Genomic DNA, 13,116 nt, shown 5'->3' with positions numbered 1-13,116 from the left:
CGAATCAGCGGGCCTGTTTGTCCAGGCGCTTGAGAAACACCGTCATTTCTTTCTCTGACTGCTTGTCGCCCTTTTCCCTGGCTGCCGCCAGCCCGCTTTCCCAAGCACTGCGTGCCTCGTCGTAACGCTCCAGTTTGTTCAGGGCCTGGCCCAACAACTTCCACGCTGCTGAGTACTTACCGTCAAAGCCGACACAGCGCTGCAGGTGCTCAGCCGCCAGCTCCAAGTTGCCTTCATCCATGCAGGCTTTGCCCAGACCAAAACGCAGCAGAGAGTTGTCCATGCCTTTGGCCAGCATTTTTTCCAGTGCTTCGCGGCTCATGCCTGTCTCCTCGGAATAACCAGATCAGAAGAAGCTCAGGCCGACCTGGAACAGGCGTTCGGCGTCGCGGATGTACTTTTTATCCACAAGGAACAAAATCACGTGGTCGCCGGATTCGATCACCGAATCGTCGTGGGCGATCAGCACTTCATCATTGCGGATGATGGCACCAATGGTGGTACCCGGTGGAAGGTCGATGCGTTCGATGGCGCGGCCGACAACCTTGCTTGATTTGGCGTCACCGTGGGCGATCACCTCGATGGCTTCAGCGGCACCGCGACGCAGCGAGTGCACGCTTTCGATATCGCCCCGGCGTACGTGGGTCAGCAGGGTGCCGATGGTGGCCAGCTGTGGGCTGATAGCGATGTCGATCTGGCCGCCTTGGACCAAATCAACATAAGCCGGATTGTTAATCAGGGTCATCACCTTGCCCGCGCCCAGGCGCTTGGCCAGCAGGGAAGACATGATGTTGGCTTCGTCGTCGTTGGTCAGCGCGAGGAAGATATCGGCGTCGCTGATGTTCTCTTCTACCAGCAGGTCGCGATCAGAAGCACTGCCCTGAAGCACGATGGTGCTGTCGAGGGTTTCCGAGAGGTAGCGGCAGCGGGCCGGATTCATCTCGATGATCTTCACCTGATAACGGCTTTCGATGGCCTCAGCCAGACGCTCGCCGATCTGCCCGCCACCGGCAATCACCACGGTTTTGTAGCTGTCTTCAAGGCGGCGCATTTCGCTCATCACTGCGCGGATGTGAGCCTTGGCAGCAATGAAGAAGACTTCGTCGTCCGCTTCGATGATGGTGTCGCCCTTGGGCATGATCGCCCGGTTACGGCGGAAGATGGCCGCCACGCGGGTGTCGACGTTGGGCATGTGTTCGCGGATCTGTTTTAGCTGCTGGCCCACCAGTGGGCCGCCATAATAGGCGCGCACCGCCACCAGTTGCGCTTTACCTTCAGCGAAGTCGAGCACCTGCAGCGCACCGGGGTATTCGATCAGACGCTTGATGTAGTTGGTGACCACCTGCTCCGGGCTGATCAGCACGTCTACCGGGATCGCTTCGTTATCAAACAGGCCGCTGCGGGTCAGGTAGGCTGACTCACGCACGCGGGCGATTTTGGTCGGGGTGCGGAATAGGGTGTAGGCCACCTGACAGGCGATCATATTCACTTCATCGCTGTTGGTGACGGCCACCAGCATGTCGGCATCATCAGCCCCAGCCTGACGCAGAACGGTGGGAAACGAGCCCTTGCCCTGCACCGTTCGGATATCCAGGCGATCACCCAGGTCGCGCAGACGATCACCGTCGGTATCGACCACGGTGATGTCGTTGGCCTCGCTGGCCAGGTGTTCCGCCAAGGTGCCGCCAACCTGGCCAGCACCGAGAATGATGATCTTCATGCAGTCTGTTCCTTAGCCGCGTGGCGTGGCCGCGATTTTCATCAGCTTGGCATAGTAGAAGCCATCATGGCCGTCTACCTGAGGGAATAATTGTCGTCCATGGGGCACCTTTATGCCGAACTGGCCGCCAATATCCAGCTCACGTGCGCCGGGCGTCCGGGCCAAAAACGCGGCAATGTTGTCGCTGTTTTCCGCTGGCATCACCGAGCAAGTGGCATACACAAGAATGCCGCCGACTTCGAGCGTTTGCCAGATCTGGTCGAGCAGCTCGCCCTGCAACTGTGCCAGCGCCGGAATATCTTCTGCCTGGCGGGTCAGTTTGATGTCCGGGTGACGGCGGATTACGCCGGTAGCGGAACAGGGTGCATCCAGCAGAATCCGCTGGAACGGCACGCCATCCCACCACATCGCAATATCGCGGCCATCGGCGGCAATCAGTTCGGCGCTGAGGTTCAGGCGTTGCAGGTTTTCACTGACGCGCTGCAAGCGCTTCTCTTCCAGATCCAGTGCGACCACACCTTTGAGTTTCGGTTCGCTTTCGAGGATATGGCAGGTCTTGCCGCCGGGGGCGCAGCAGGCGTCCAGTACACGTTGGTTGGGCGCTAACTGCAACAGTCCTGCTGCCAGTTGCGCGGCTTCGTCCTGCACGCTGACGCGGCCTTCGGCGAAACCCGGCAATGTGGTCACATCGCAGGCCTGCAGCAGGCGGATGCCGTCTGCGCTGTACTGGCAAGGTTCGGCTTCGATACCGGTTTGATGCAGCTCGGCCAGGTATTCATCACGACTGTTACGCAGGCGGTTAACCCGCAGTATCAGCGGCGGGTGAGCATTGTTGGCGGCGCAGATGGCTTGCCAATGCTCCGGCCACTGCGCTTTCAGGGCTTTTTGCAGCCAGCGCGGGTGAGCGGTGTGCAGCACCGGGTCGCGTTCCAGTTCGGCAATGATCTGCTCACCGTCGCGTTGGGCATTGCGCAGCACTGCATTGAGCAGGCCCTTGAGCGAGGTCTTCTTCAGCTTGTCGATGCAGGCGACGGTTTCGCCAATTGCCGCGTGGGCAGGGATGCGGGTGTAGAACAGTTGATACAGACCCACCAGCAACAGTGCTTCGACGTCACGGTCGGCGGCCTTGAAGGGCTTTTGCAGCAGCTTGCCGGCGATCAGGCTCAGGCGCGGCTCCCAACGGGCGGTGCCAAAGGCCAGATCCTGAGTCAGGCCGCGATCACGGACTTCTACCTTGTCCAGCAACGGCGGCAGGCTGGTGCCCAACGAGGCCTTGCCGTTGAGTACGGTAGCCAGAGCGCGGGCAGCGGCTAGACGCGGATTCATGCGCCCAGCACCAGCCCCGGTGCGAATTGCTCGCGGCGGCTGTTAAACAGATCAGAGAAATTCAGCGCCTTACCGCCGGGCAGCTGCAGACGAGTCAGACGCAGTGCGCCTTCGCCACAGGCCACGGTCAGGCCTTGTTTGTCCGCGCTGAGGATAGTGCCGGGAACGCCTTTGCCCTCACCTACTTCGGCCGCGTGAATTTTCAGCGCTTCGCCTTGCAGGGTGCTGTGGCAGATCGGCCAGGGGTGGAAGGCACGGACCAAACGTTCCAACTCAACGGCCGGACGCGTCCAGTCGATACGGGCTTCGTCTTTGTTCAGTTTGTGTGCGTAGGTGGCGAGGCTGTCGTCCTGCACTTCGCCTTTCAGGCTGCCGTCGGCGAGGCCGCTGATGGCTTCGATCACGGCCTTCGGGCCGAGTGTCGCGAGACGATCATGCAGCGTGCCGCCGGTGTCTTCTGCGCTGATCGGCGTGCTGACTTTGAGCAGCATCGGGCCGGTGTCGAGACCGGCTTCCATCTGCATGACGGTCACGCCGGACTCGGCATCACCGGCCTGCACCGCGCGCTGGATGGGCGCGGCACCGCGCCAGCGTGGCAGCAGCGAAGCGTGGCTGTTGATGCAGCCCAAGCGCGGGGTATCGAGCACCACCTGCGGCAGGATCAGGCCGTAAGCGACCACCACCATCAAATCCGGTTTGAGTGCTGCCAGTTCCGCTTGTGCGTCAGGATCGCGCAGGGTCAGCGGCTGGTACACGGGAATGTCGTGTTGTACGGCCAGCTGTTTGACCGGGCTGGGCGTAAGCTTCTGACCGCGTCCGGCCGGGCGGTCTGGCTGGCTGTAAACAGCAATGATCTGGTGTGGCGTGTCGAGCAAGGCCTTGAGGTGCTCGGCGGCAAACTCGGGAGTGCCGGCAAAGACAATGCGCAGTGGCTCGGTCATGTTCGGGTCTCTTGCATAGAAAAAAGGCTTGCCGCAGCAAGCCTTTGGGTGTGGCATCAGCCGTTCAGGCGATGTTGTTTTTCCAGCTTCTTCTTGATCCGGTCACGTTTCAGATTGGACAGGTAATCAACAAAGAGCTTGCCGTTGAGGTGGTCGCACTCGTGCTGGATGCACACGGCGAGCAGGCCTTCAGCGATCAGCTCGAACGGCTGGCCATCGCGGTCAAGGGCTTTGATTTTGACTTTTTGCGGGCGGTCGACGTTTTCGTAGAAGCCCGGTACGGACAGGCAGCCTTCTTGGTACTGGTCCATCTCATCAGTCAGCGGCTCGAACTCAGGGTTAATAAACACCCGAGGCTCGCTTTTGTCTTCGGAGAGGTCCATAACCACAAGACGTTTGTGTACATTAACCTGTGTCGCGGCCAGACCAATGCCTGGAGCGGCGTACATGGTTTCAAACATGTCATCGATCAGTTGACGCAAGGCGTCATCGACCACCTCCACAGGCTTGGCAATGGTGCGCAAGCGAGGGTCGGGAAATTCGAGGATATTAAGAATCGCCATGGCGTTTGTGATGCACTTGTGGAATATAGACAAAATCCGCTGCTAAGATGGGACGCAGCAACCAAAAAAACGGCTTCACGCCGCAGCACGACTGATTATCGCGGCGCTAGGGCGATCAACGTGAAGACACATAATAAAGGGATTCACCGCATGAGGAAATCACTACTGGCCTTGCTGCTACTTGCCGCAAGTGGCTTGGTTCAGGCCGAAGTGCAACTCAAAGACGGCCACCCGGACCGTTATACAGTGGTTAAGGGCGACACTCTCTGGGATATTTCGGGGAAATTTCTCACCAAACCCTGGAAGTGGCCAGAAATCTGGCACGCCAATCCTCAGGTTAAAAACCCTCACCTGATCTACCCTGGTGATGAGCTTAGTCTGGTTTACATCGATGGCCAGCCGCGCCTCATGCTTAACCGCGGTGCTTCCCGTGGCACCATCAAGCTTTCCCCTCAGGTTCGCAGCACGCCGATGGCTGAAGCGATTCCGACTATTCCACTTGAGGCCATCAACAGCTTCCTGCTGGTAAACCGCATTGTAGATACCCCTGAGCAGTTCGAGCGTGCACCGTACATTGTTGCCGGTAATGCCGAGCGCGTGGTCAGCGGTGCCGGTGACCGCGTTTATGCGCGTGGTCAGTTTGATGCCAATGCTCCGATATACGGCATCTTCCGTCAGGGCAAAACCTATATCGATCCTGAAACCAAAGAGTTTTTGGGGATCAACGCGGACGACATCGGTTCCGGTGAAATTGTTGCGACTGAAGGCGACGTCGGCACCCTGCAGCTGACCCGTTCAACTCAGGAAGTGCGTCTGGCTGACCGCCTGTTCCCAACCGAAGAGCGCCCGATTAATTCCACCTTTATGCCGAGCGAGCCGCAAGGCGAGATCAACGGCCTGATTCTGGACGTGCCGCGTGGCGTGACTCAGGTTGGCCAGTTTGATGTGGTGACCATCAACAAGGGGCTGCGTGACGGTCTGAAGGAAGGTAACGTGCTGGCCATTATGAAAACCGGTGAGACCGTACGCGATCGCGTAACGGGTGAGGCGGTGAAGATTCCGGATGAGAACTCCGGGCTGCTGATGGTCTTCCGCGCTTACGACAAGCTCAGTTATGGGCTGGTTTTGCGAGCCACTCGCCAATTGGCGATTATGGATAAAGTCACCAATCCATAATGCTTTAAGCTGAAAAGCCCCGTAAATGCGGGGCTTTTTATTGCCCGCATGTTTTGCCGTTTAACGGCGTAGGTCAAGGATGATCATATGCAGGCCGCCTGTCTTTCCCCCGCTGAACTTGAAGCCCGTTTACGTTTGCACAGCCTGCCGGAAATGGGCCCCAAACGGATTCGCAAGTTATTTACCGCATTCGATAGTGCGTCTGCCGCGCTGAGTGCGCCAGCCAGTGCCTGGCGTGCGCTGGGCATGCCCCAAGTGAGTTGCGATGCGCGGCGCAGTCCGCAGGTACGTGAGCAGGCAGCCGCTGCGCTGCTGTGGTTGGAGCAGGAACGGCATCATCTGTTGGTGCGCGATGATCCGGCCTATCCAGCGTTGCTAGGTGAACTGAGTGACGCCCCGCCGCTACTGTTTGTCGCGGGTGATCCCGGTATTTTGGAGATGCCGCAGTTAGCCATGGTCGGCAGCCGCAATGCATCCAAACCGGGGCTGGATACGGCGCACAGCTTTGCTCGCAGCTTGGCAGCTGGCGGCTTTGTCATCACCAGTGGCTTGGCGCTTGGTGTGGACGGCGCTGCGCATCAGGGCGCGCTTGATGCAGTCGGCAAGACCGTTGCAGTGCTCGGTACCGGTTTGCAGCGCATCTACCCGGCGCGGCACAAGCGGCTGGCCGAGGAGATTGTCTGCAGCGGTGGTGCCTTGGTCTCCGAATTGCCCTTGGACTGTGCGCCCCATGCGAGCAACTTTCCCCGTCGCAATCGAATCATCAGTGGCCTGTCATTGGGCGTGTTGGTAGTTGAAGCCAGCCCTGCCAGCGGTTCGTTGATCACTGCGCGTCTGGCGGCTGAGCAAGGGCGCGAGGTGTACGCGATACCGGGTTCGATCCATCACCCCGGCGCTAAAGGCTGCCATCAGCTGATTCGAGAAGGGGCGACGCTGGTAGAGTCGATAGAAGACATCATGCAGGCTCTGCGTGGTTGGCACAGCGCAATACCCACTGTTCATCCGCAAGCAGACTTACCGCTGAATGATCCTGCAGAACACCCTATCCTCAGCTTGTTACGCGTAGCGCCCCACAGCAGTGAAGCATTGGCGTTCACATTGGAGAGCAATTTCAGTGAAGTACTGGTGCAATTGACTGAGCTGGAGTTGGAGGGGCGTGTGATCTGTGAGGCGGGCTTGTGGATGCTGCGGGGAAACCTCTGAGGCTGACCGCTGCTGCGTGATCGGTCAGAAAGCCGCAAACCGAACTGGGACGGGCTGCACAGCTTGGTTACACTGCGCCGGTGTTTTTGTGGAGTGCAAGCAATGGCCAGCAACTGGCAGATTCAACAGGCAGCCCAAGTGATTCGAGCCGGTGGCGTGATTGCCTATCCAACCGAAGCGGTGTGGGGTTTGGGCTGTGACCCGTGGGATGGTTTGGCTGTGGAGCGGCTGCTGGCGCTGAAGAGTCGCCCTGAGCACAAGGGGGTGATTCTGGTGGCCGGGCATATCGATCAGTTCGACTTTGTTCTTGATGGTTTGCCGGATGCCTGGATTCAGCGCCTCGAAGACAGCTGGCCGGGGCCGAACACTTGGTTGGTGCCGCACCAGAACCTGCTGCCGGAGTGGATCACTGGTGAGCACGACAGCGTGGCCCTGCGTGTAACTGATCACCCACTGGTACAGGCGCTATGCCGCCACACCGGGCCGATCGTATCGACCTCAGCCAATCCAGCTGGTCGTCCTTCTGCCCGCAGTCGCCTGCGTGTGGAGCAGTACTTCCCGCGTCAGCTGGATATGGTTCTTGGCGGCAGCCTGGGCGGGCGTAAAAACCCCAGCCTGATTCGTGATCTGGTGACTGGGGATGTGATCAGGCCGTCCTGACCCCGCAGGGTCAGGCGTCAGGTTACGGCAGAAGAATGGTTGAGCCGGTGGTTTGCCGGGCGCTCAGTGCGCTTTGGGCAAGACCGGCTTCCTTCAGTGCGTAACGGTTGCTGATATCCACGTGCAGTTTGCCGCTGCCGATCATTTCGAACAGTTCGTCTGCCATGCTGCGCAGGCGTTGTGGGGTGTCGGCGTAACCGGCCAGATTCGGACGGGTGACGAACAGCGAGCCCTTCTGCGTCAGAATGCCGAGATTGACGCCGGTCACCGCACCAGAAGCATTGCCGAAGCTGACCACCAGGCCGCGTGGTGCTACGCAGTCCAGTGAGGTTTCCCACGTGTCCTTGCCAACGCCGTCATAGACGACCGGGCATTTCTTACCGTCAGTCAGTTCCAGCACGCGCTGGGCGACATTCTCGTGGCTGTAGTTGATGGTGGCCCAAGCACCTAGCTGTTTTGCGAGTTCAGCTTTTTCATCGGTGCTGACCGTGCCGATCAACTTGACGCCCAGCGCTTTGGCCCACTGGCAAGCCAGTGATCCGACGCCACCGGCGGCGGCGTGGAACAGAATGGTCTCTCCACCCTTGAGGTCATAGCACTGGCGCAGCAAGTACTGCACAGTCAGGCCTTTGAGCATGACCGCTGCGGCCTGCTCGAAGCTCACCGAGTCCGGCAGCTTCACCAGATTGTCGGCGGGCAGGACGTGCAGGTCGCTGTAGGAGCCCTGCGGGCCAGTGGCGTAGGCGACGCGGTCACCGACTTTGAAGTCGGTCACAGCGGAGCCGATGGCCTCGACCACACCGGCACCTTCGCTGCCCAGTACGGATGGCAGGCTACCGGTGGAATACAGGCCACTGCGGAAATAGGTGTCGATAAAGTTCAGGCCGATGGCTTTGTTCTGCACCCGTACTTCGGTTGGCTGCGGTTCGCGCGGCTCGTAATCAACATACTCAAGTACTTCCGGGCCGCCGTGTTGGCTGAATTGAATGCGTTTGGCCATGGTCATTCCTTCGTGTGCAAACTGTTCGAAAAAAGCGCTTAAGGGCGCGGCATAGGTCTATCCAATCGCCTTCATTGACGGACGTCAACTGCTGGGGCCAGACGGCAAATGCTATGCTTGCCGCCGATTTCGTCACTCGCTTGCCCTGCAACCGAGTCACTTACCGATTTTTCAAGGTGCCGCCGTGAGTAACCGTACTGAGGCTGTTAAAGCCTACCTGCTGGATCTGCAAGACCGTATCTGCAATGCCCTGCAAGCCGAGGATGGCGGTGCTGAGTTTTTTGAAGAGTCCTGGGAGCGCCCTGCCGGTGGTGGTGGCCGCACCCGTGTGATCGAAAACGGCTCGCTGATCGAAAAGGGCGGGGTTAACTTCTCCCATGTCTTTGGTGACAGCCTGCCGCCGTCGGCCAGTGCGCACCGTCCGGAACTGGCGGGCCGTGGTTTTCAGGCCATGGGCGTGTCGTTGGTTATCCACCCGGAAAACCCGTACGTGCCGACCTCCCACGCCAACGTGCGTTTTTTCAGCGCCGAGAAAGAAGGTGAAGAGCCGGTTTGGTGGTTCGGCGGTGGTTTCGACCTGACGCCCTACTATGCCAATGAAGAAGACTGCGTGTACTGGCATCAGGTGGCGTTCGATGCCTGCAAGCCGTTTGGCGATGACGTCTACCCGAAATTTAAAGCCTGGTGCGATCGCTACTTCCACCTCAAGCACCGTGGTGAGCCGCGTGGCATTGGCGGTTTGTTCTTCGATGACCTGAATGAGTGGGACTTCGACACCAGTTTTGCCTTTATGCGCGCTATTGGTGACGCCTACATCAAGGCTTATCTGCCAATTGTGCAGCGCCGCAAGCTGACGCCTTATGGCGAGCGTGAGCGCGAGTTCCAGGCCTATCGCCGTGGCCGTTACGTCGAGTTCAACCTAGTGTTTGACCGGGGCACCCTGTTCGGCCTGCAATCCGGTGGCCGTACTGAGTCGATTCTGATGTCGTTGCCGCCACATGTTCGTTGGGGGTACGACTGGAAGCCAGAGGCGGGTAGCGAAGAAGCCCGCCTTACGGAGTATTTCCTTCAGGACCGTGACTGGCTCAAACTGCAGGGCTAAGTTGCACCGCACTGATTCGGGGCCTGATGGCCCCGTTTAGGCACATCTAAAAACTACCTGCGTTGCCAACGCCGCGTTAAAAACAGTCTCAAAATGCTCATTTACCACTTGTAAACTGCGCTTTTTCGCCTGTTTTTGCCTTGCTTTGACTGCCTCGCCTACGTTTTTAGAAGTTTCCTTTTGCTGTCTCAGGTTTTGCTTTTAAGGATGTTCCATGGATCGCTACGCTGTTTTCGGCAACCCCATTGGTCATAGCAAGTCTCCGCTTATCCACCGCCAGTTTGCTGATCAGACCGGTGAAGATCTGAGCTACGAAGCGCTGTTGGCGCCGCTGGAGGATTTCCCCGGCTTTGCCCGTGAGTTCTTCCGTACCGGCCTTGGGGCTAACGTGACGGTTCCCTTCAAGGAACAGGCTTTTACTCTGGCCTGCAACCTGACTGCCCGCGCACAACGCGCCGGTGCGGTGAATACTTTGAAGAAACTCAGCGATGGCAGCTTGCTCGGTGACAACACCGATGGAGCCGGGCTGGTTCGTGATCTGCGGGTCAACAATGCGGTCACCCTAAAAGGCCAGCGCATTCTGTTGCTGGGGGCTGGCGGTGCGGTGCGTGGCGTATTGCAGCCGTTGCTGGCGGAGCAGCCTGAGTCGCTGGTGATTGCTAACCGTACGGTGGAAAAGGCCGAGCAACTGGCCCGTGAGTTTGCCGATCTGGGCCCGGTGGTGGCGAGCGGCTTCGACTGGATTGATGCCCCGGTAGACCTGATCATCAACGGTACTTCAGCAAGTCTGGCCGGTGAGTTGCCGCCGATTGCGCCGAGCCTTATCAAGCCGGGGCATACCGTGTGTTACGACATGATGTACGGCAAAGACATGACTGCCTTTAACCGCTGGGCCACTGAGCACGGCGCGGCGCGCACCCTGGATGGTTTGGGGATGTTGGTGGAGCAGGCGGCTGAGGCGTTCTTTGTCTGGCGCGATGTGCGCCCGACCAGCCAGATCGTGCTGGCTGAACTGCGCAGGTTGCTGGCGCTGGGCTGAAGGTAACGCCGTGGGCGCGGGTTCTCTGCGCCCCTTCCTGTTCATGCGCAGTGATTGCGCGTGTGTCGATTTCTCCCGCTCTCCCACAAAGCGTAAGGTTATTCGTGCTCATAATCGGCACAAACGACCCTAACTTTCAGCCAAAATCACTCTTTTGGCTGCTTTCTTCGGGCAGGCACTGCAGTACCCTTTTGGACGCAAATATACAAGGATGGCTTGTATTAAGTGGCTCACAAAAATAATAAGGAGCACCTGCTATGCGTCCCTCACGTTTGTTTCGTTCATGTGTTTTTCTACTGCTCTCCGCCTTGGGCATGCTTCTGCCAGCGCATGCGGCCATGGCAATCACACCTCAGGAGATGGTGCAGGTGCAGGCCAGCCGTGCCACCAGCAGCCTGATGATGCTTCGTGGGGAAGGCTTTCAGACCCGTCAGCTGGAGATTCTTGAAGCAGATCTCGGGGCACTGAATAAGGCGGTTGCAGAATTGCCTCAGGGCAGTGAAAGCCTGAGCAAAGCCCATGAGGAACTGGTTAAGCAGATCCGGCTGGGTATCTCATTCGGTCCCAATGAGGAAGACATGCCCTGGCGTTACCCTTCCGACCTGAGCCTGGCGCTGCTGGCGGTGCTGTCCGAGGCGCGTAAATTGGCCGAGCCGGGTCAAAGCGAATTGGCGGCGCAGGTTGAATATCTCTCCGTGCAGTACATGAGCCGCGCCTATCTGGGTAGCTTCGAAACAGCGCGCGAGCAGCCGGATACTTACCTCGGTCAGGATGAGCGCAAAATCGTTCCGGCTGTGGATCAGGAGCTGAAGTCTCTCTCGGTTAAAGACAACCCCGAGCTGAACAAGCTGATCACCCGCTGGGATTATCTGCGCGCAGCGTTGGTCGACCTGAACAGCCAGAGCAATACCTTGCAAAGTGCCTCAGGACGCCCGTTTGCGCCGCTGACTGTGTACCGCCATACACGTTCTTTCACCAATCAGTGGATGGCGAAGAACTGATCGCTGCATTTCTGCAAAATCAAAGAACCCGCACATGGCGGGTTCTTTTGTGACGGATGGATGTCAAAGCGTCAGGCTGCAGCGCTCTTGTCGCGGATGCACACTGGGCCGGAGCGCTCCACCACAACCTGCTCCACCTCTTTGCGCAGGCCCAGCAGAAAGCCTGCTTCAGCCACGACAAACAGCGGCCCGATGGCAAGGCCCATGACGTCATCCACGAACGCGGGTTTACGACCTTCGTAATAGTGACCGACAAACTGGATGATCCAGCCCACCACAAACAGACCGATACCGCTGGACAGCCAGACGGTTGTGCTCTGGCCGGCTGCCGCCGCGCCGACCCAGAGGGTCAGCACCAGCAGCAGTGCCATTACCACACCGAGCTTCAGGTCCAGACGCAGGTAAAACAAGCTGGCAATGGCCACCACAGCCGCTGCAGGGGAAAGCCACAGCCCCGCGACTTCCAGGCCGGGACGCGAAAGCAGGATGGCTACAGCCACCACAATCATCGGAATGCCGATAAAGTGGGTGATGATATTGCGTTGGTCGCGGTGGTAAGCCGCGTATTGCGACAGATGATCAACCAGAGTTTTCATAATTATTCTCCTCAGGCGGTACAGGTCTTCAGCATGAACAAGCTGCCAGCCCGGCACTGTCGCCTAGCCGACAAACAGTGAGTCAGCGATGAACGACAGGCAGCGTTATCAGGCGCGAATGCTTCAAGGTAACTGGTTTAGCAGCTTGCCAGGGGATTTGCAGCAGGCCTTATTGGCGGCGGCTCAGGTGCAGCATCTGGATGCCGGGCAGGTGCTGTTCCGCCGTGGCGACAAACCCTGTGGGTTGTATGCGGTGGTGGAAGGCGGCGTGCGCGTCGGTGCGGTCAGTAGCAGCGGCAAAGAAGCCTTGCTAACCCGCGTTGAACCGCCCTACTGGTTTGGCGAAATCTCCCTGTTTGACGGCCAACCGCGTACCCATGATGTATTTGCCGACAGCGCCACCACACTGCTGTGGATAAGCCAGAGCAAGTTGCTCGCCCTGCTCGATCAGGAGCCCCGCTACTGGCGCGACTTTGCCCTGCTGATGAGCCAGAAGCTGCGCCAGACCTTCGTCCATCTGGAAGACATGAGCCTACTCCCGGCACCGGTACGCCTGGCCCGACGGCTGTTGTCGATCGCCAGTAATTACGGCGAAGGAGAGCTCAAGCAGGTGATCAGCCTGCCGCAGGAGCAACTGGCGCTGATGCTGGCGATCTCCCGGCAGACCACCAATCAGATACTCCGGGAACTGGAGACTCAGGGTATCCTGCGCTTGAATTACGCAGAGATCGAAATCGTCGATCTGCAGCGACTGCAACACGCCGCTCAACTCTGAACCCAGACTGTGTA

At 58.8% G+C, this 13,116-nt stretch carries 14 protein-coding genes; 7 read left to right on the top strand and 7 right to left on the bottom strand.

Annotated features, from left to right (window positions below):
- Positions 1–4 precede the first annotated feature (4 nt).
- Genes AO726_RS06525 through def form a run of 5 tightly spaced genes read right to left on the bottom strand, consistent with a single transcriptional unit; the run spans position 5 to position 4,550 of the window.
- Positions 5–322, bottom strand: coding sequence for a tetratricopeptide repeat protein (locus AO726_RS06525; protein WP_058067270.1), 318 nt, complete (start codon positions 320–322; stop codon positions 5–7).
- Between the two features lie 24 nt (positions 323–346).
- Positions 347–1,720: a Trk system potassium transporter TrkA gene (gene trkA, locus AO726_RS06520; RefSeq protein WP_058067269.1), complete on the bottom strand. Its 1,374-nt coding sequence runs from the start codon at positions 1,718–1,720 to the stop codon at positions 347–349.
- Between the two features lie 12 nt (positions 1,721–1,732).
- Complete coding sequence (gene rsmB / locus AO726_RS06515; RefSeq protein WP_058067268.1) at positions 1,733–3,046, bottom strand: 16S rRNA (cytosine(967)-C(5))-methyltransferase RsmB; 1,314 nt, start codon at positions 3,044–3,046, stop codon at positions 1,733–1,735.
- Positions 3,043–3,987 (bottom strand): methionyl-tRNA formyltransferase, encoded by a 945-nt coding sequence (fmt, locus tag AO726_RS06510; RefSeq protein WP_058067267.1) that lies wholly within the window; start codon positions 3,985–3,987, stop codon positions 3,043–3,045. The genes rsmB and fmt overlap by 4 nt, the downstream gene beginning before the upstream one ends.
- A 56-nt stretch (positions 3,988–4,043) precedes the next feature.
- On the bottom strand, positions 4,044–4,550 hold the full coding sequence (gene def / locus AO726_RS06505; protein ID WP_058067266.1) for a peptide deformylase: 507 nt from the start codon (positions 4,548–4,550) through the stop codon (positions 4,044–4,046).
- Positions 4,551–4,700: 150 nt separating this feature from the next.
- Between def and AO726_RS06500 the strand changes: the two genes are divergently transcribed.
- From AO726_RS06500 to AO726_RS06490, 3 genes are all read left to right on the top strand, one after another.
- Positions 4,701–5,726 carry a LysM peptidoglycan-binding domain-containing protein gene (locus AO726_RS06500; protein WP_058067265.1) on the top strand — a complete coding sequence of 342 codons (1,026 nt, stop codon included), beginning with the start codon at positions 4,701–4,703 and terminating at the stop codon, positions 5,724–5,726.
- 87 nt (positions 5,727–5,813) lie between these two features.
- Complete coding sequence (dprA, locus tag AO726_RS06495) at positions 5,814–6,929, top strand: DNA-processing protein DprA (RefSeq protein ID WP_058067264.1); 1,116 nt, start codon at positions 5,814–5,816, stop codon at positions 6,927–6,929.
- A 102-nt stretch (positions 6,930–7,031) separates the two neighbouring features.
- Positions 7,032–7,589, top strand: a complete 558-nt coding sequence (locus tag AO726_RS06490; protein ID WP_058067263.1) for an L-threonylcarbamoyladenylate synthase — start codon at positions 7,032–7,034, stop codon at positions 7,587–7,589.
- Between the two features lie 22 nt (positions 7,590–7,611).
- Here the strand turns inward: AO726_RS06490 and AO726_RS06485 are convergent, their stop codons facing one another.
- Entirely contained in the window at positions 7,612–8,589 is a 978-nt protein-coding gene (locus AO726_RS06485; RefSeq protein WP_058067262.1) for an NADPH:quinone reductase, read from the bottom strand.
- Between the two features lie 184 nt (positions 8,590–8,773).
- Between AO726_RS06485 and hemF the strand changes: the two genes are divergently transcribed.
- The 3 genes from hemF (at position 8,774) to AO726_RS06470 (ending at position 11,731) form a co-directional block, all read left to right on the top strand.
- The gene (gene hemF, locus AO726_RS06480) at positions 8,774–9,691 is read left to right on the top strand and encodes an oxygen-dependent coproporphyrinogen oxidase (RefSeq protein ID WP_058067261.1); all 918 of its coding nucleotides are present in this window, start codon (positions 8,774–8,776) and stop codon (positions 9,689–9,691) included.
- 214 nt (positions 9,692–9,905) lie between these two features.
- On the top strand, positions 9,906–10,730 hold the full coding sequence (gene aroE / locus AO726_RS06475; protein ID WP_058067260.1) for a shikimate dehydrogenase: 825 nt from the start codon (positions 9,906–9,908) through the stop codon (positions 10,728–10,730).
- Positions 10,731–10,987: 257 nt separating this feature from the next.
- Entirely contained in the window at positions 10,988–11,731 is a 744-nt protein-coding gene (locus tag AO726_RS06470; RefSeq protein ID WP_058067259.1) for a helix-turn-helix domain-containing protein, read from the top strand.
- 71 nt (positions 11,732–11,802) lie between these two features.
- On the opposite strand, the gene AO726_RS06465 is transcribed toward AO726_RS06470, so the two are convergent.
- Positions 11,803–12,327 carry an Mpo1 family 2-hydroxy fatty acid dioxygenase gene (locus AO726_RS06465; RefSeq protein WP_058067258.1) on the bottom strand — a complete coding sequence of 175 codons (525 nt, stop codon included), beginning with the start codon at positions 12,325–12,327 and terminating at the stop codon, positions 11,803–11,805.
- 88 nt (positions 12,328–12,415) lie between these two features.
- Here AO726_RS06465 and AO726_RS06460 point away from each other — a divergent pair, with 88 nt between their 5' ends.
- Positions 12,416–13,102, top strand: coding sequence for a Crp/Fnr family transcriptional regulator (locus AO726_RS06460; protein WP_058067257.1), 687 nt, complete (start codon positions 12,416–12,418; stop codon positions 13,100–13,102).
- Positions 13,103–13,116 lie beyond the last annotated feature (14 nt).

Origin of the sequence: Pseudomonas sp. TTU2014-080ASC, from assembly GCF_001446935.1 — a bacterium.
In the GTDB taxonomy this organism is placed as follows: Bacteria; Pseudomonadota; Gammaproteobacteria; order Pseudomonadales; family Pseudomonadaceae; genus Aquipseudomonas.
The sequence above is the reverse complement of the archived record's forward strand: the minus strand, read 5'-3'. Positions and strand labels throughout refer to the sequence as shown.